Annotated in this window: 16 protein-coding genes; 10 read left to right on the forward strand and 6 right to left on the reverse strand. The window is 72.3% G+C overall.

The features are described 5' to 3' along the window. Positions 1-108: 108 nt before the first annotated feature. The 5 genes from DEJ48_RS18835 (at position 109) to DEJ48_RS18855 (ending at position 5202) form a co-directional block, all read left to right on the forward strand. Positions 109-753, forward strand: coding sequence for a chemotaxis protein CheB (locus DEJ48_RS18835; RefSeq protein ID WP_317850923.1), 645 nt, complete (start codon positions 109-111; stop codon positions 751-753). Next, on the forward strand, positions 753-2714 hold the full coding sequence (locus tag DEJ48_RS18840) for a CheR family methyltransferase (protein WP_150217320.1): 1962 nt from the start codon (positions 753-755) through the stop codon (positions 2712-2714). Before DEJ48_RS18835 ends, DEJ48_RS18840 begins: the two co-directional genes overlap by 1 nt. 23 nt (positions 2715-2737) lie before the next feature. After that, positions 2738-3595 carry a GAF domain-containing protein gene (locus DEJ48_RS18845; protein WP_150217321.1) on the forward strand — a complete coding sequence of 286 codons (858 nt, stop codon included), beginning with the start codon at positions 2738-2740 and terminating at the stop codon, positions 3593-3595. Between the two features lie 19 nt (positions 3596-3614). Continuing rightward, a complete protein-coding gene (locus DEJ48_RS18850) occupies positions 3615-4367 on the forward strand; it encodes an ANTAR domain-containing response regulator (RefSeq protein WP_150217322.1) in 753 nt (250 codons plus the stop codon). Positions 4368-4530: 163 nt separating this feature from the next. After that, positions 4531-5202, forward strand: coding sequence for a DUF4232 domain-containing protein (locus tag DEJ48_RS18855; protein WP_150217323.1), 672 nt, complete (start codon positions 4531-4533; stop codon positions 5200-5202). 169 nt (positions 5203-5371) lie between these two features. Here DEJ48_RS18855 and DEJ48_RS18860 read toward each other — a convergent pair whose 3' ends face one another. Genes DEJ48_RS18860 through DEJ48_RS18870 form a run of 3 tightly spaced genes read right to left on the reverse strand, consistent with a single transcriptional unit; the run spans position 5372 to position 7271 of the window. Next, the gene (locus tag DEJ48_RS18860; protein ID WP_190537473.1) at positions 5372-5596 is read right to left on the reverse strand and encodes a hypothetical protein; all 225 of its coding nucleotides are present in this window, start codon (positions 5594-5596) and stop codon (positions 5372-5374) included. Positions 5597-5634: 38 nt separating this feature from the next. Next, positions 5635-6873 (reverse strand): MFS transporter, encoded by a 1239-nt coding sequence (locus DEJ48_RS18865; RefSeq protein ID WP_150217324.1) that lies wholly within the window; start codon positions 6871-6873, stop codon positions 5635-5637. Positions 6874-6932: 59 nt separating this feature from the next. Further along, positions 6933-7271: an SDR family NAD(P)-dependent oxidoreductase gene (locus DEJ48_RS18870; protein WP_150217325.1), complete on the reverse strand. Its 339-nt coding sequence runs from the start codon at positions 7269-7271 to the stop codon at positions 6933-6935. A 125-nt stretch (positions 7272-7396) separates the two neighbouring features. Here DEJ48_RS18870 and DEJ48_RS18875 point away from each other — a divergent pair, with 125 nt between their 5' ends. From DEJ48_RS18875 to DEJ48_RS18890, 4 genes are all read left to right on the forward strand, one after another. After that, positions 7397-11089 carry a BTAD domain-containing putative transcriptional regulator gene (locus tag DEJ48_RS18875; protein WP_190537476.1) on the forward strand — a complete coding sequence of 1231 codons (3693 nt, stop codon included), beginning with the start codon at positions 7397-7399 and terminating at the stop codon, positions 11087-11089. 137 nt (positions 11090-11226) lie between these two features. Further along, positions 11227-11592, forward strand: a complete 366-nt coding sequence (locus DEJ48_RS18880; protein WP_150185195.1) for a PH domain-containing protein — start codon at positions 11227-11229, stop codon at positions 11590-11592. A 183-nt stretch (positions 11593-11775) separates the two neighbouring features. Then, the gene (locus tag DEJ48_RS18885; protein WP_223832098.1) at positions 11776-12861 is read left to right on the forward strand and encodes an abortive phage infection protein; all 1086 of its coding nucleotides are present in this window, start codon (positions 11776-11778) and stop codon (positions 12859-12861) included. Positions 12862-12959: 98 nt separating this feature from the next. Beyond that, the gene (locus tag DEJ48_RS18890; protein ID WP_150217327.1) at positions 12960-13898 is read left to right on the forward strand and encodes an SGNH/GDSL hydrolase family protein; all 939 of its coding nucleotides are present in this window, start codon (positions 12960-12962) and stop codon (positions 13896-13898) included. Here DEJ48_RS18890 and DEJ48_RS18895 read toward each other — a convergent pair. Together DEJ48_RS18895 and DEJ48_RS18900 are read right to left on the reverse strand one after the other, a co-directional pair. Continuing rightward, entirely contained in the window at positions 13867-14154 is a 288-nt protein-coding gene (locus DEJ48_RS18895; protein ID WP_150217328.1) for a DUF397 domain-containing protein, read from the reverse strand. The two genes, DEJ48_RS18890 and DEJ48_RS18895, sit on opposite strands and share 32 nt — an antisense overlap. Beyond that, a complete protein-coding gene (locus DEJ48_RS18900) occupies positions 14117-14962 on the reverse strand; it encodes a helix-turn-helix domain-containing protein (RefSeq protein WP_150217329.1) in 846 nt (281 codons plus the stop codon). Before DEJ48_RS18900 ends, DEJ48_RS18895 begins: the two co-directional genes overlap by 38 nt. A gap of 152 nt (positions 14963-15114) precedes the next feature. On the opposite strand from DEJ48_RS18900, the gene DEJ48_RS18905 reads away from it, so the two are divergent. Beyond that, entirely contained in the window at positions 15115-15558 is a 444-nt protein-coding gene (locus DEJ48_RS18905; protein WP_150217330.1) for a hypothetical protein, read from the forward strand. A gap of 9 nt (positions 15559-15567) precedes the next feature. On the opposite strand, the gene DEJ48_RS18910 is transcribed toward DEJ48_RS18905, so the two are convergent. Continuing rightward, positions 15568-16197: a MarC family protein gene (locus DEJ48_RS18910; RefSeq protein ID WP_150217331.1), complete on the reverse strand. Its 630-nt coding sequence runs from the start codon at positions 16195-16197 to the stop codon at positions 15568-15570. Positions 16198-16266: the final 69 nt, after the last annotated feature.

The raw sequence follows: 16266 nt of genomic DNA on the forward strand, positions 1-16266 counted from the left end.
GAGTGGGCGGGGAGAGCAGGCAGGGAGTGGTTCGTGCGTTCGGTTCGTCATATTCGTCGGCCACTTTCCCCTCTCACCCGGTGGCTCCGCCTCCGCTAGGCTCAATATGTGACGGCCGACCAGCCCACCGCCCGCCGACCCACCGCCCGCCAGCCCTTGACCGGCCAGGCCGCCGCGGGTTCCTACGCCGTCGTCGCCGTGGCGTCGTCCGCGGGCGGCGTCCAGGGGCTCAGCGAGCTTCTGGGGGCGCTGGGCCCGCGGCTTCCGGTGCCGGTGCTGGTGGTGCAGCACCTCGACCCCCGGCACCGGACCGTGATCGCCGACGTCCTCGACCGGCGTACGGACCTGCCGGTGCAGATCGCGGAGGCCGGGGAGAAACCGATCCCCGGCACCGTCCACATCGCGCCACCCGGGCGGCACCTGCTCGTCGGCTCGGACGGGAAGCTGACGCTCTCCGACGCGGAGCTGGTCCACTTCGTACGGCCCTCCGCCGACCTCCTCTTCGAATCGGTCGCCGCTTTCTACGGGTCCCGTGCCATCGCCTGCGTGCTGACCGGGACCGGTGTGGACGGGGCGATGGGCGTGGAGGCCGTGCATTCGCGCGGCGGGACCGTGATCGCGGAGAATCCGCAGACCGCGCAGTTCTCCGGGATGCCCCAGGCGGCCGTCACCACGGGCGCGGTGGATTTCGTGCTACCTCTTGTGGAGATCGCGGAAGTCGTCCGCGGACTTCTCGACGCCACGGGGCAGTGATGAACGAATCTGGCAAGGAACCTCTCCCCGAGACTCGCCACGAGCCTCGCCAGGAGAAGCGCCATGACTCTCGCCAAGAGACACGGCAAGCCGCGCGCGCGGAGGCCCAGAACGCGGAACCCAATGAAGCCCTGGAAGAGCTGCTGCTCTTCATCAGGGAGGCCCGTGGGTTCGACTTCACCGGGTACAAGCGTTCCACCCTGGGCCGCCGCATCAACAAGCGGATGTCCGACGTCGGCATGGACTCGTACCGGGACTACCAGGACCTCCTGGAGACGAGCTCCGACGAGTTCAGCGCTCTCTTCAATACGATCCTGATCAACGTCACGTCGTTCTTCCGGGACCCGGACGCCTGGACCTTCCTCCAGCACGAGGTCGTCCCCGAACTGATCGCGGACCTCGCCCCCGACCAGGAGATCCGGGTGTGGAGCGCCGGCTGCTCCAGCGGCGAGGAGGCGTACTCGCTGGCCATCATGTTCGCGGAGGCCCTGGGCATCGCGGAGTGCCTGCGCCGCGTCAAGATCTACGCCACGGACGTGGACGAGGAAGCGCTGCGCGAGGCCCGGTCGGGCCTGTACCCGACGAAGGCGCTGGAGCCGCTCGCTCCGGAACTGCGGGAGAAGTACTTCGAGCCGAACGGCGCGCAGCTCAGCTTCCGCCCCGACCTCCGGCGCCGGGTGATCTTCGGGCGGCACGACATCACCCGTGACGCCCCGATCTCCCGGCTCGACCTGCTGCTCTGCCGCAACACGCTGATGTACTTCAACGTCGAGGCGCAGACGCAGATCGTCGACCGCTTCCACTTCGCCCTGCGCCAGGGCGGCTACCTCTTCCTCGGCAAGGCCGAGATGCTGCTGAACGACGCCGAGCGGTTCGAGGTGGCCGACATGCGCCAGCGGGTCTTCCGGCGCCGCACCGGCGAGGCCGGGCTGCCCTACCAGCCCGCACCCCTGAAGGTGCGCAGCAGCTCGGGGCTAGAACTGCACTCCGTGGCGCGCACCCGGCAGTTGCGCGACCTGGTCCTCGACGCGGGTCCGACCCCGTGGATCGCGATCGACGGCGACGGCGCGGTCGTCGTGATCAACAGCCAGGCGAGGAGCCAGTTCGGGCTGAGCTCGGGCGATGTGGGCCGCCCCTTCCAGGACCTGGAGATCTCCTACCGGCCGGTCGAGCTCCGCTCCTTGATCGAGCAGGCCACGCACGAGCGCAGGACGCTGCGGGTCAACCGGGCGGAGCGGCGGGTCGGCGAGGAGGTCCAGTACCTCGACATCCTCATCCAGCCGCTCTCCGGGCCCAATGGCCTGCACGTCGCGACCACGATCTCCTTCACCGACGTCACCGTGGCCACTCAGCTGAAGGCCGAGGTCAAGCGCGTCCGCGAGGACCTGGAGACGGCATACGAGGAACTCCAGTCGACGAACGAGGAGCTGGAGACCACCAACGAGGAACTCCAGTCCAGCATCGAGGAGCTGGAGACCACCAATGAGGAACTCCAGTCCACGAACGAGGAGCTGGAGACCACCAACGAAGAGCTCCAGTCCGGCAACGAGGAACTGGAGACGATGAATGACGAGATGCGCATCCGCACCGAGGAGCTCGACGAGGCGCGGGCGTTCCTGGAAGCGGTGCTCACCAGCATCGCGGCGGGCGTGGTGGTGCTGGACAGCAAGCTGAGGGTCAAGAGCTGGAACCGGGGCGCCGTCGACCTGTGGGGTCTGCGCAGCGACGAGGTCATCAACGAGCCGTTCTTCGACCTGGACTTCGGGCTGCCGACGGAGGAGCTGCGGCCTGTGGTGCAGGACTGTCTGAAGAGCCGCAAGCGCACGGGGCCGGTTCCCGTGAACGCCCTGAGCCGGATCGGGCGCCCCATCATGTGCGACGTCTTCTGCTCCCCGTTCGACGGGCACCACGGTGGTGTCGTCCTCATGATGGAGGAGAGCCGGATTTCCTCGTCCGACTGACGACACGGGCGTACGCTTCGGGTATGGAGCCGCAGTGGTACGACGATGCCCTCGGCGTCGTGTCGACTGCCCGTGGGCGCGCCGCCCGGGCGTTGGAGCGGGCCGAGCGGGCCACGGCTTCGGCCGAACGGCGCGAACGTCAGAGGGTGTCCGACCCCGACAGCGACGAATTCCACGCCCAGGCCGCCGAGATGCACCGGCGCTCGGCCGCCTGCCACCGTTCCTCCGCCGCCCTGCACGCCGCTTTCGCCGACCGCACCGCGGCGTGGGTGCGCGGCAAGGGAAGCCGTCCCCGATTCATGACCGGCGTGGCGGAGGCGCTGGGCACGGGCAGCGCCGCGATCGCCCTCGTCGACTCCGCGCAGAACCAGCTGGCGATCGCGGTCTCCGACGAACCGGCCCTGAACGCGCAGGACTTGGAGTACGTCCTCGGTGAGGGCCCGTGCCGTGACGCGGCGTACGAACGGCGCCCGGTCCACTCCGCCGGGGAGCAGATGGGACGACGCTGGCCGGGGTACGGGCCGGCGCTCACCTCCATGGGCATCAGCTCGGTGCTCGCCGTTCCCCTGGAGACACGGGCCGGGTGTTTCGGGGCCCTCGCGGTGTTCGATCCACGCGCCGGGCTCGTGGGGTCGGCGGATCTCGACGAGGTCACCGCCGCCCTCACCCGCATCGTGCTGCTCGGACCCGACGCCGACCCGGAACTGTACGGCGGGACGGACCACAGGGACACCGTCCAGCAGGCGGCGGGTGCCCTTTCCGTACGGCTCGCCTGCGGTGTCGATGACGCGCTGGCGCTGATCAAGGCCCGGGCATTCACGGATGAGACGACGACCGAGGCCGTGGCCCGGCGGATCCTGGACGAAGATCCGTATCTTTGACTTCTCAGAGGAGCTCGGAATGACGCCCCAACAGCGGCTGGCCGATGCGTTCGTGGCCCTGGCCGGCAGCGCGACCGAAGGCTCACCCGACGTACCCGAAACCCTCGCGACGCTGGCGGCCCGCAGCACGTCGCTCCTCGGTGTGCGCGCCGCGTCCGTGGTGTACGCGCCAGGCGGTCGCGAGCAGCCGCAGGCGAGCGGCTCCGACCCCGACGTGGCCGGCCTGGAGCACGAGGCGCTCTCCTGGCACGAAGGCCCCGGCCACGGCGCGTACGGAACCGACGCGCGGCTCACGGCACCGCTGCACCTCGACGGCGCGACGCAGCGCCACTGGCCCCGCTACACCCCGGCGGCCCTGGCGCTCGGCCACACCCACGTCGTCGCGCTGCCCCTCCAGGTGCCGGCCCGCGCCCTGGGGGCGCTCGTCCTGTTCTCCGACCACGGGGACGCCCCCAGCCCGGATGCCCGGGCGCTGGCCCGGTCCCTCGTGGACTTCACCGCCCTGATGCTGCACCGCGCGCAGGAGGCCGAGGAGGGCCGGGCGCTCAACGGCCAGCTGGAGCGGGCCCTCACCAGCCGGGTGATCATCGAGCAGGCGAAGGGCGTCCTCGCGACGCGCAGGTCGATGAGCATGGACGACGCCTTCGACGTGCTGCGATCCCACGCGAGGTCCCGGCGGCGGCTGCTGAACGACGTGGCGCACGAGGTGGTCGACGGGCTGGCGGATCCGTCGCTGACCGACCCCTCGACGGAGTCGCATCTCTCGGAATGACCCCGGCCGCCGCGCTGCCGTGCCACGGCTCCAGGGCGCGGCAGCGGGACGTGAGCGGTACGGCAGCGGAACGTGAGCGGGGCCGGTCAGAGTAGTGCGTGTCAGCAAGTCTGCAGGTCAGGCGCTGATTCACCGCAGCTCTACGACTCCCGGGGGATTTCCCATGCGTACGTTCCGCAGCCGCTCCGCCGTTCTCGGCCGCTCCACCGTCCTCGCCGCGACCGGCGCCGCCGTGCTCGCCCTGTCCCTCACCGCCTGCGGGGGCGGCTCCGACACGAAGGCCGCGGAGCCCGCGGGGGCGACGGTGGCGGCGTCGGCCACCGAGACCACGGTGTCCGTCGGCGGATCCCACGACGTGCAGGCCGCGGGCGCGACCGTGGCCGCCAAGCCCGGCGGAAAGCGGGCCGCGGCCGCCGCGCCCGTCTGCACCACCAAGGACGTCGCCATCAGCGCCGCCCGCCACGGCGGCCCGCCCTACACCCACATCGTCCTGACCGCGAAGAACACGTCGGCCCACAGCTGCCGGATGACCGGCTTCCCGGAGATCCAGTTCCTGGAGAGCCACAAGCAGGACGTGCCGGCCGTCGCCAAGAGCAAGCCCGCGTCCCCCGTCGTCCTGAAGCCGGGCGCGCCCGCCTACGCGCTGGTCAAGGTGTCGGACGGCGGTGTCGACGAGGACAACGAGCCCGTCTCGGCCTTCCAGGTGTCGCTCCAGGGCGGCGGCGGCATGGCCGCCGTCAGGGCTCCGGGCAGCGGCGGCATCGCGGTCGACCCGGCGAAGGCGCTGACCGGCTACTGGACGTACGAGCTGCGCAACGGCGCGGACGACTTCTAGACCGCCTGCGCGAGGCGGGCCGGGGCGCTGCCCCCTCGGTGTCCCCCCGCACCGAAGAGGTGCACCGCCGGGCCCGCCTCGCCAGGCACCTCCGGCGGCTGACGCGAGCACGCGCCCCGGCCGCGCCCGTCAGCCGCCCGAACCGCCGAAGTCGCCGGAGTCTCCCGCGTCAGCCGCCGGAGTCGCCCGAGCCTCCGCCGTCGAGGGTGCTGCCCGACTTGACGGCGAACCCGCGGCTCTTCCTCTTCCGCGCCGCGGCCACCACCTCCGCGGTGACCAGCGTCGCCTTCGCCACACCGTGGACCCAGCGCGGGCCGCCCCGCGCGGCCCAGACGACCGCGGCGAGCCCGGCGGCCACGATCACCATCACGATGCTCAGCAGCACGATCATCATCGGCTTCCCCCTTCTCCGTTGTGGGAGACGCGAGTTTCTCAGGCCGGGTTCCCCGGCGTGCGCGCGGGGAAGCCGTTCCTGCGCGCCGCGGCCACGGCCAACAGCACCGGGATCAGGAGCAGCAGGATCGTCCAGGGGAAGGACGACGTGCCGGCCAGGTCCAGCAGGATGCCGCCGAAGACTCCGCCGCCCGCCATGGCGACATTCCACAGGGTGACCAGCATGGCCTGGGCCGCGTCCGCCGCGTCGCCCTTGTCCGCCGCGTCACCCGCCGCGGTCTGCAGCAGCGTGGGAGCGCCGCCCCAGCCGAGGCCCCACAGCGTCACGGCGACGTACACGAGCGCCGGACTGCCGGAGAACGCGGCCAGCACCGCCGCCCCCACACCCACCAGGAGCACGCTCGCGAGCGTCAGCGCGCGCAGCCTGCGGTGGATCAGCGCGCCCACGATCCAGATGCTCACCAGGGACGCCGCGCCGAAGACGAGCAGGACGAGATCGGTCGAGCCGCCCATGCCGAGTTCGTCGAGGAACGTGGCGATGTACGTGTAGAGGACCGTGTGGGCCAGGACGAAGACGAGGGTGACGAAAAGGACCGGGGTCACACCGGGTACGCGCAGGGCGTGCGGCATCGGGGTCTTCGCGCCGCCCGGCTTTTGACCGGGCTGGTCGGGGACGAGCGCGGCGATCCAGGCCAGCAGGCCCACGGTCAGCCCGGTCATGACCAGGAACGCGACCTGCCAGCTCAGCACCTTGCCGAGGAACGTCCCCGCGGGCACGCCCAGCGAGAGGGCGACCGGGATGCCCGCCATGGCGATGGCGATCGCCTTGCCCTGGAGGTGGGCGGGCGCCATGCGGCGGGCGTAGCCGGCGAGCAGCGCCCAGGCGAGTCCCGCGGCGACACCGGCGACGAAACGGGCCGCCATCGTGAGCGTGTAGTTCTCCGATACTGCGGTCACGGTGTTGGCGGCGGCGAATCCGGACATCGCCGCGAGGAGCAGCTTCTTGCGGCGCCAGCCCGCCGTGGCGGCGGTCAGGGGTATCGCGGTGAGGGCGGTGCCGACGGCGTAGACGGTGACGGTCTGTCCGGCCGCCGACTCGCTGACCCCGAGGTCGGCGCTCATCGCGGGCAGCAGACCCGCGGGGAGGGTCTCGGTGAGGCTGGTGACGAAGACGGCGGTGGCCAGGGCGAGGAGGGCGGGGAGGGGGAGTCTGGTGGGCGGGGCGGCGGGTGCGGTTGTTGTGGGGAGGGTTATCCGGGGGCGGCGCAGGGTCGGCATCTCGGGTGTCCTGTCGGTACGGGGCGGGCGGAGGGTTACGGGTTCACGGGTTCACGGGTTCACGGGGTACGGGTGGGTCGACAACGGTCGGCCGGGGCGACGGAGTTGAACGCCGGGTCGCCGCACCCGGCGCTCGTGAGGACGACGAGCAGGTCGACGCGGCCGAGTCGCGCCTCGACGACGGGCGCCAGCGCCTCGACGGCCGCGGGGTCCGCGGGGTCGCAGCGGACGACGTGGGCGCAGGAGCCCACTTCGGCGGCGGCCGCGCCGAGGTCGGCGCCGGGGCCGCCGGTCACCAGGACGTCGGCGCCGCCCTCGACGAGCCGCTTGGAGATGACGAGGCCGAGTCCGGTGGCCCCGCCCAGGACCACGGCTTTCCTGCCGGCGTACTTGGGCATGTGCGCGGCCCCCTTCGGTGGTTGCTGACGGGGACGACTGTGCTCGCGGGCGCTTCGGGGCGGCTGACGGTTCGCTGATGGTCCGGCCGGACGGGCGCGGGTCCGCGCTGTGTACGGTGATCCGCATGCGGTTCGGGGTGCTGGGCCCACTGGCGGTGTGGGACGGCGAGGGGGAACCCGTCAAGGTTCCCGAGGCGAAGGTCAGGGCGCTCCTCGCCGACCTTCTGGTGCACGAGGGGCGGCCGGTCTCCGCGGACCGGCTCATCGACGACCTGTGGGGCGACGCGCCGCCCGGCAACCCGGCCAACGCCCTTCAGGCCAAGGTCTCCCAGCTGCGCCGCGTCCTCGGCCGCGACCGCGTGGTGCGCCGGCCGCCCGGTTACCGGCTGCGGCTGGACGCGGCGGCGGGCGACGAGGTGGACGCCGACCGTTTCCGTGCGCTGGTCGAGGAGGCGCGGCGGGCGCCGGATCCGGCGTCGCGGGCGGCCGCGCTGGGCGAGGCGCTCGCGTTGTGGCGGGGGCCCGCGTACGCGGATCTGGCCGATGCGGAGTTCGTACGCGCGTCAGTGGACCGGCTCGCGGAGCAGCGCATCGCCGTGCTGGAGGAGCGGGCGGAGGCGCGGCTCGCGGCGGGCGATCACACGTTGCTCACGGGGGAGTTGGCGGACCTGGTGGCCCGGCATCCGCTGCGGGAGCGGTTGCGGGCGGTGCAGCTGCGGGCGCTGTACCTCGCGGGGCGGCAGAGCGAGGCGCTCGCGTCGTACGAGGGGCTGCGGCGGCGGTTGTCGGCGGAGCTCGGCGTCGACCCGGGCCCGGAACTGACCTCCCTCCACGAGGCGATACTCCGCCAGGACCCGTCCCTGACGCAGCGCACGGCGGGACGGGGTGTCGCCCCGGACGTCGGTCCGGACGTCGGTCCCGCCACAGACCTGAGCGCCGACGCAGCAGTGCGCCAGGGGGGATCGCCCCTCCCCACCCCCCTCACCGCCCTCATAGGACGCGACCGAGCCGTGGCGGACGTCGGCGGGCTCCTCGGCTCCGCGCGGCTCGTGACGCTCACCGGGCCCGGTGGTGTCGGCAAGACGCGTCTCGCGCTGGAAGCCGCCGCCCGGTTGGCCAAGTCCCCCGACGACGTCCGGCTCGTCGAGCTCGCCGCGCTGCGCGGCGACAGCACCCTCGCCGACCTCGCCGTCTCCGTCTCCACCGCCCTCGGCCTGCGCGACGACGCCCCCACCGGCGTGCCCGCCGCCGCCCCCGCGACCCCCCTCGACCGTCTGACCACCGCCCTGCGCGACCGCCGCACGCTCCTCGTCCTCGACAACTGCGAGCAGGTCGTCGAGGAGGCCGCCGCCCTCGCCGACGCCCTGCTGCGTGCCGCGCCCGGCCTCCGCGTCCTCGCCACGAGCCAGGAACCCCTCGGCCTCACCGGCGAGACCGTGTTCCTCGTGGAGCCGCTCCCCGCCGCCGACGCCGTCCAGCTCTTCGCCGCCCGCGCGGCCGCCGCGGCCCCGGGCTTCTCCCTGGTCCCCGGCAGTGACGACGAGGCGGCCGTCGCCGAGATCTGCCGCCGCCTCGACGGCATCCCGCTCGCGCTCGAACTCGCCGCGACACGCGTACGGGCTCTCGGCGTACGGGAGTTGGCGGACCGGCTCGGCGACCGGTTCCGGCTCCTCACCTCCGGGCAGCGCGGCGCGCCCGCCCGCCAGCAGACGCTGCGGGCGATGATCGACTGGAGCTGGGAGCTGCTCACCGCGCCCGAACGCATCGTGCTGCGCCGCCTCGCCGTGCACCGCGACGGCTGCACGCTGGACGCGGCGGAGGCGGTCTGCGCGGGTGACGGCGTGACCCGCGACGAGGTACTCGACCTGGTGACGCGCCTCGTCGACCGCTCCCTGGTCGTCATGGCGCCCGGCCCCGCAGGGACGGCGCCGCGCTACCGCCTCCTGGAGTCCGTGTCCGCGTACGCCATGGAGCGGCTGGACGCGCTGGAGGACCACGTCGCCGTACGGGAACGCCACCTCCACCACTATCTGGACCTCGCGGAACGCGCCGAGCCCCGGCTGCGGGACGACGGCCAGCGGGTGTGGCTGGCCCGTCTGGACGCGGAGGCGGCGAATCTCCGCGCGGCGCTGGACGAGGCGACCCGACGCCCCTCGGGGGGCGAGGCGGTACGGCTCGCCACGGCGCTGACGTGGTGGTGGCTGCTACGGGGTCGCCTCACGGAGGCGCGACGGGCCCTGGCGGCGGTAAGCGGAGCGACACCGGGAGCGGACCCCGGGGCGGCCCCCTGGGCGGCCCCCGGAGCGGTCCCCGGGACGGCACCCGGAACGGACCACGGAGCGGACCCCTGGGCTACCCCCGGAACGGACCACGGAGCGACACCCGGAACGGCCCCCGAAGCGGACCCCTGGGCTACCCCCGGAACGGACCACGGAGCGACACCCGGAACGGCCCCCGAAGCGGACCCCTGGGCTACACCCGAAGCGGACCCCGGGACGACACCCGGAACGGCCCCCGAAGCGGACCCCTGGGCTACACCCGAAGCGGACCCCGGGACGACACCCGGAACGGCCCCCGAAGCGGACCCCTGGGCTACACCCGGAACGGACCCCGGGACAACCCCCGGAACGGGCCACGGGGCGACTCTCGGAACGGCCCACGGAGCGGACTTTGGGGCGACACCCGGAGCGGACCCCGGAACAGCACCCGGAGCAGCACCCAGTACCGCACCCGCCGCCCCGCCCGCCGGACCCCAGCTCGCCACCCTGCACGCCGCCTTCAGGCTCCTCACGGGAGAGCACGCGCAGGCGCAAGGCCAAACCACCCCACACACCCCCTCCGCGCCCCCGCAACACCCCCGCACCCTCTGGCTGCACGCCTACGCCGTCTTCAGCGCGGGCGACCCCGCCGCCAGCGAGCGTGCCAACGCACTGGCCCTCGACCTCGCCGACCGCACGGGCGACCCGTGGACCACCGCCGCCGCGCTCGCCCTGCGCGCGATGCACGCGCTGATCCGCGGCGACCTCGACACGATCGCCCGCGACGGCGCACGCGCGGCGGACCTCTTCGCCGAACTCGGCGACCGCTGGGGCGCGTTGCAGACCGTCGCACCGCTCGCCGCCCTCGCCGAGATCCGAGGCGATTACGAAGAGGCCGCGCGCCGCCAGGAGGAGGGCCTCGTCATCGCCCGCGAGCTCGGCCTCCAGGCGGAGATATCCGCCCGCCTCTCCGGCCTCGGCCGCCTCGCCCTCCTCACCCACGACTGGAACCGGGCCCACGACCTGCACACCCAGGCCCTCGACCTGGCCTCCGCGCACGGCTACCGCTACGGCCGCATCCACGCCGAAATGGGCCTCGCCCTCGGCGCCCGCCGCTCCGGCGACCTCGACGCGGCGGAGGCACACCTCACGCGCATCCGGGACCGTCACGCCGACGTGTCCTCCCCGGCCGGTGACCACCTGCGCCAGGCCGAGCTCGGCTTCATCGCGGAGCTGCGCGGCGACGCGGCCGGTGCCGAGGCCCACCACCTCCTCGGGCTCAGGACCGCCCGCGCCCTCGCCGAACCGCGTGCCGTCGCCCTCTCCCTGGAGGGCCTGGCGGGCGCGGCGGCCGTGGCGGGCACACCGGCACGGGCCGCGGAGCTGCTCGGCGCGGCCGACGCGGCCCGCAGAAGCGTGGGCGCGCCGCTCCCGCCCGCCGAACGCGGGGACGTGAACCGCATCTCGGCGGCGGCGCGGGCGGCGCTCGGCGAGAGCGCGTACGCGGAGGCGTTCGCGCGGGGCGCGGACCTCCCCCCGGACCGCCTCCCGCACGCCTGAGCGCCGCTCCGACCCGCCCCGACCGCCCCGCCCGTCGCACAGACCTTCGACCATCCCCGTTCACCCCCGTACAGTGGCAAGATCCCGCATTCCACCCGGGATGCGAGGGCTGTAGTTCCATCAATGGGGGGCCTGACATGGCACTGTTCGGAAACGCGCACACCGTCGACCCGATGAAGGCGCAGAACGAGTACGCGCGTCTGCTCGGGCACGGCGAGCAGGTGCACGCCGCGTACACGCTGATACGCGACACCATGCTGTTCACGGACCGTCGGCTGATCATGGTCGACAAGCAGGGGATCACCGGCAAGAAGGTCGAGTACCACTCGGTGCCGTACCGCAGCATCACGCACTTCGCCGTCGAGACGGCCGGCCACTTCGACCTCGACGCCGAGCTGAAGATCTGGGTCTCCGGCAATCCCGCGCCGATGCAGAAGACGTTCACGAAGGGCGTCGACATCTACGAGGTCCAGGCGATCCTGACCCAGTTCGTGGCCCGCTGACGGACGAGACCTTCGGCGACCACGCGTAGACCAAAGTGCGATGAGCGCGGCGTGCGCTGATCGGCATGCTCGGGATCACCGGACGGCGGCGGTTGGGGCCGCCGCCGGTTCGGGATCACGGGAGGCGCTGTGCGGAACGACACCGGGTTGAGCAGGGGCCAGTTTCTGGCGGGGAGTGCGGCGGTGGGGGCCGCGGTCGCCACCGGGGCGCTCGCGGGGGCCGGGAAGGCCGGGGCCGCCGACGCCGGGGACCGGAAAGGCCTGCGGTATCGCGGGGTCTGCTACGAGGTCGGGGACGGCGAAGGACCCGCCACCGCGTGGAGCGCGGGACGCATGCGGCGCGACGTCCGCGCCATCCGGCACCAGCTGCACGCCAACTCCGTCTCCGTGTACGGCACCGGCGTCGACCGCCTCGCCGCCACCGCCTCCGAAGCCGCCGAGCGCGGGCTCCACGTCTGGCTCCAGCCGCGCCTCGCCGACGTGCCGGAACGGGACATTCTCGATCACCTCGCCGAGACCGGGCGGCACGCCGAACGCATGCGGCGGCAGGGGGCCCGCGTGTACCTCAGCGTCGGGTGCGAGTTCGTGCTGTTCGTGCCCGGGATCGTGCCGGGCGACGATGCCGTGGAGCGGGTCCAGAACATCCTCAAGGGCAATTACGACCCCGAGCGGATGGTCCGGGAACTGCGGCGCTTCACCGGGCTCGCCGCGAAGACCGGCCGCCGCGTCTTCCGGGGGCCCCTCACCTACGGGGCCGCCCACGACGACGACGTCGACTGGTCCCTCTTCGACCTCGTCAGCGTGAACTACTACGGGTATCACGGAAGCCGACGCGGATACGTGAAGGACCTTTCCCCGCACACCCGTTGGGGCAAGCCCGTCGCCATCACCGAGTGCGGCTCCTGCACGTACGAAGGGGCCCCGCAGGACGGCGGCATGGGGTGGTACGAGTCGATCGACTACTCCGTGGAGCCGCCGGTGATCACCGGCGGGCTCAAGCGCAGCGAGCGGACCCAGGCCGCCTACCTCTCCGACGTCTTCGACGTCTTCGAGTCCATGGACCTGCACGCCGCGCTGGTCTACCAGTTCGTCAGCCCCGAGCTGCCGCACCGGCCCGACTCCCCCCGCCACGACCTCGACGTCGCGAGCTACGGCCTCGTCAAGGCTCTGCGGAAGCGGCCCGACGATCCCGAGTCCCCCTGGCACTGGGAGCCGAAGGAGTCCTTCCGGGCGCTGGCCCACCGTTTCGAACACGCCGGGCGTCGATGACCCGTGCGCGCCCCGCTTGGCCCGCGGAGGTCTTCCCTCCCCGTCGCCCGTGTGTTTGCCTGAGGGCCATTTCGGCTGTCTGAGGCGGGAGTTGCCGCATGCGGAAGCGGAGTCTTTGGGGCGCGGGGGTTGTCGCGGGGCTGCTGTTGCTGGGCGCGTGCGGGGACCCCGGGTCCGGGGACGCGGCGCCGGCGGACCTTCCCGAGGCGTCGGGGTCCGCGGCCCCGTCCGAGCCGTCCGCCGCGCCGTCCGCAACGACCCGCGAGCGTGCCGCGCGCGACGCCGCGGACAAGCCCTCGCGCGCGCCCAAGGTCCTGTACCTCGGCGACTCCCTCGCCATGGAGAACCAGAACGTCCTCGGCCAGCAGCTCAAGGACCGCCTCGGTGCGCGGTACAAGAGCGCGCCGTACTCCGGCACGACCCTCTGCGACTACCTCGACGGCACGGGCGAGGACTCCCTCGTCCCCGACAAGGACAAGGCGGCGGCCCTCGTGCGGGCGCAGCGGCCCGACTACGTCGTCCTCCAGTTCTGGGGCAACGCGTGGGGCTACACGCCGTGCATGAAGGGGATCACCTACGACAAGCGGCGCGCGGAGTACTTCGACCGGTACGCGGCCGACGCGCGTCGCCTCGCCGCGCAGATCCGGGGCGCGGGGGGTGGGCGTACGCGTGTCGTCTGGGTCCTCCAGGGTCCCGACCCGATCACGCCCGACCGCGTACGCCGCGTCAACGCCATCTACCAGGCGCAGGCCCGCGCGTCCGATGGGATCGTCGCCGATGCGGGCAAGACCGTGGCCCCCGGCGCGGATCGCTACACATGGGTCGAGAAGCTGCCCTGCACGGCGTACGAGCGGGACCACGCGGCGTACTGCACAGAGCCGGGTGCGGGGCTCACGGCTCTCCACCGCGACAAGGACTACCTGCACTTCTGTCTTGCGCCCACGACGGCCAAGTCCCGCCCCTGCCCGGTGCGTTCGCCGGGCATCCGGCGGATGACCGAAGCGGTCACCTCGCGGGTCGCGGCAGATCTCCGCTGACGGCGGCGTCCACGAAGTGGGTGAAGGCGGTGCGGGTGAGGGTGAGGGTGGGGCCGGTGGGGTTCTTGCTGTCCCGCACGGCCACGTTGCACTGGGCTTGGGCGAGTTCTATGCAGTCGCCGCCGGTGTCGCTGCTGTACGTCGACTTGCGCCACGCGGCGCCGTTTAGGGGGGCGCACTCGATGCAATCACCGCCGCTGCTGCCGCTGTAGGACGACTTACGCCACTGCGCGCCCGTCAGGTTCTGGCTGCCCATACCGTTCCTCCATCACGCGAGCGATCAGCGTGGCCGAGTCCTCCCGAGAGAGCGCCGCGCCTTGCAGGCGAGCGTATCCGAGCGAACGCTCCCTGATTACTTGCGGGTTGGCAGTCATGTGCGGAGTGTCGTAGCTCTCCGAGTAGAACAAGTCAGGGTCATCACCGAAGCGCAGCAGATTGAACGACCCCATGACTGCAGCATGCTGCCCCACAGCGAACGGCAGCACCTGAAGGTTCAGCCACGGGCTGTCACGGAAGCCCAGCAGGTGGGCCAGTTGATCACGCATGACGGCCGGACCGCCCACCCGCCGGTGCAACGCGGCTTCGTCCAGCACCACGAGGAGCGCAGGCGGACTGCTCCTGCCCAGGATGCGCTGTCGTTCCATCCGCGCCGCCACCATCTCGTCGAGCCGCTCCTGGTGCTCCACGCCGAGCACCGCCCGCGCGTACGGCTCTGTCTGCAACAGCCCGTAGACCAACTGGCACTGATACGTGGAGATGAAGCTCGCCCTCGCCTCCATCTCCGCGTACGCCTGAAACCACGTCGGCAACTGGCTCCGCAACACCAGCCCCACCAACCGCGAGAACAACCCGTCCGTCCCCAGCGCCGCGTCCACCCGTTCCGAGAAGTCCCTCGTCGGCACCCTCCTCGTCGTCTCCACCTGGCCGATGAGGGACGCCGTGACGAAGACACACGAACCCAACTGGGACTGGCTGAGGCCCGCCGCCTCGCGCAGGCGTCGCAGCTCCGAGCCGTAGTAGTCGAGCGGGGACGCGCTGGGGTCGAGGTCACGCAGTTTGACCATGTGGCACAGAGTAATCAGGCGAACACCATCAGGTGATGGAAATCACGCAACTCATCGCGTCACCCGTTCGGCCCACACCCGCTCGCCGCGCCCTCCACGCCGTCTGACGCTGAAAGTCATGCATGTCCCCACGGAAGAGAAGGGGCGGCGCCATGAGCAGCAGTGCCACCGCGCCCAACAAGCCGGGCGACCACCGTCACGACGAGAGCGGCTCGGCGCTCTGGGCGTCCGGCGGGACCATGTTCGCCGGTGTCCTGATGATGGTGAACGGCATCCTCGGCATCTTCGAGGGCATCGCCGGCATCGCGAAGGACGACGTGTACGAACGCGTCGGCGACTACGTCTACAAGTTCAACCTCACCACGTGGGGCTGGATCCACCTGGTCCTGGGCATCCTCGTGGCCGTCGTCGGCTGGGGCATCCTCAAGGGCGCGAGCTGGGCCAAGGCGACCGGCGTCGCGCTCGCGGCGCTCGCGATCGTGGCGCAGTTCCTGTGGCTGCCGTACACGCCGGTGTGGGCGCTCATCTCCATCGCGATCGGCGTCTTCGTCATCTGGGCGCTCTGCAACGACCGCTCGGACGTCGCAGGCCCCTGAGGCGCGGGGTCAAGGACCCGTCCGGTCCGCGGGCACGCCGAGTGACGTCAGGCCGTCCAGGACCAGGTCCACGCCGACCGCCGCGAGCAGCAGGCCCAGCAGGCGGCCGAGGAGCTCGATCGTCGCGTGGTGCGTACGGCTGAGGACGCGTGCCAGGACGACGACGCACAGGAGGTCGACGACGACCACGGTGACGTACGCGCCGACCACCGTGGACCGCCACGTCCAGGAGTCGCGTGCCGCCCCCTCGATCAGTACGGCCGTCATGGCGAGGGGGCTCACCACGTACGGCATGAGCAGCTGCCGCACCCCGCTGACCAGGTCCGGGGTGTCGGGTCCCGAGGCATCCGTGCCGAGGTGGATGCCGAGGACGAGGCCGACGGCGTAGATGAAGAAGATGACTCCGCCCGCGAGCTGAAGTGCGGGTGTCGAGATGTGGAAGAGGTCGAGGAGCCAGGGCGCGGCGATGCCGGTCACCAGGCCGACGAGGATCGCCGCCGCCGACGAGATCAGCGCGATCCGGCGCAGCTCGGCCGTGGGGTGGGCCTGCGCGAGCCCGGCGAAGGCGAGCAGGACCTTCGGTGGGCCGACCACGGAGAAGAACGTGATGAATGCGGCGGAATAGCTCAGAGCGGTCATGGGGGCATCCTGCACGGCGGTGCCGCGTACGCCCTGGAGGCGGGCGCTCGGCGACTTCGGCCGGCCCGA

Origin of the sequence: Streptomyces venezuelae, assembly GCF_008642315.1 — a bacterium.
Lineage (GTDB): Bacteria > Actinomycetota > Actinomycetes > Streptomycetales > Streptomycetaceae > Streptomyces > Streptomyces venezuelae_D.